This window comes from Paenisporosarcina sp. P4_E4_2 (assembly GCF_056401595.1).
Genome location: NZ_JBFUJC010000523.1, coordinates 1 through 1,395, shown reverse-complemented (window position 1 = coordinate 1,395; position 1,395 = coordinate 1). Strand labels below are relative to the sequence as shown.

The 1,395-nt window shown below is 38.0% G+C and carries 2 protein-coding genes; both read right to left on the bottom strand.

Going from position 1 to position 1,395, the window contains the following annotated elements:
- The coding region (locus AC1DSB_RS19350) for an SDR family oxidoreductase (protein ID WP_477587422.1) at positions 1-755 on the bottom strand (755 nt) is incomplete at its 3' end.
- An 87-nt stretch (positions 756-842) separates the two neighbouring features.
- Positions 843-1,395, bottom strand: a 553-nt coding sequence (locus AC1DSB_RS19345) for an efflux RND transporter permease subunit (protein ID WP_477587421.1), incomplete at its 5' end; no start/stop codon positions are given.

Below are 1,395 nucleotides of genomic sequence, written 5' to 3'. Positions count from 1 at the left end.
GTCTTACCTATAGCACCTACATCCTCACTGCAATATACCACTGCTTTAATAACAAAATCGATTGGTACAACATTTATCAATGATTGAGACTTGCCGATGTAAGGGATCACTGGAAGCTTCCTTAGGTTATCAATCATATTGATGAAGAAATAGGGACCGTCGAATTTTATTGTTTCCCCTGAAATGGAATGTCCCCGTACGATGCCTGGACGGATAATCGTTGTCGGGACTAAAGACTTCATTTTTTCAACCAGAACTTCCGCTTCAAATTTCGTTTCTTCATAATAATTTTTAAACGCCTTAGGACGAATCAATTCATCTTCACGTAGTAGACCTTCTCTGCTCCCTGCTACATATGCCGTACTGAAATATATATACCTCGTTAAGTTCGGTAACGTTTTTACAAAATCATTTACGTGATACGTACCGTGGACATTTACTTTCCACGCGGTATCTCTAGCAACAGCCAAGTCATAGATTGCAGCTAAATGCCACACCGTGTTTACTTCTCTACAAAGTGTTTCAAGTTCCTCGGTAGCAATATCCAAACCTGGATATGTGATATCCCCTTCTACTAATTTAATCATTACATTAGGAGAATCTTTCATAATTTCCTGGGAAATTTCTTTAGCGAGTTTCATTTGAGTAGATAAGACCAATGTGTATATCGTCTCTACTTTGTTTTGGGATATCAACTCTTGTATAATCTGCCGTGCAATGAATCCAGGAAATCCAGTAATTAATGGAATTTGCATATATTCTCCTCCGAAACTCTTAATAATTGAATAGTACGAAAATTAACAACAAAAAACAACGTCTATTTATTAATAGACGTTGTCTGTTCAAGATATCGGTTCTTTTGCACTTCGACGTGTTTCACGATCAAATAAACTATAAATTACTGGAATGACATACAGCGTCAGCAATGTCGAACTGATCAGACCACCGATTACGACAATACCCATAGGTTGATTAATCTCAGTTCCTTCACCTATCCCAATCGCTAGTGGCAACAAACCAAGAATCGTGGTTAGCGCGGTCATTAATATCGGTCTCACTCGATCACGTGCTGAGGAAACAATTGAATCATAAGAATTATATCCTTCTTTTTTGCGTTGATTGATAAAATCGACCAGCATAATCCCGTTATTAACTACAATACCTACAAGCACTAATAAGCCAATTACTGCTGTAATACTGACTGGAGTCTGAGTGATAAACAACCCCAGTGCTACTCCGATAATCATCAGTGGGACTGAGAACATGATGACAAATGGATATTTGAACGATTCAAACTGTGCAGCCATAACAATATAGACAAGTACAATTGCAAGAATGACTGCCAACAACATATCATTAATGGCATTCTCGAATAATTCACGGTCACCACCGAAC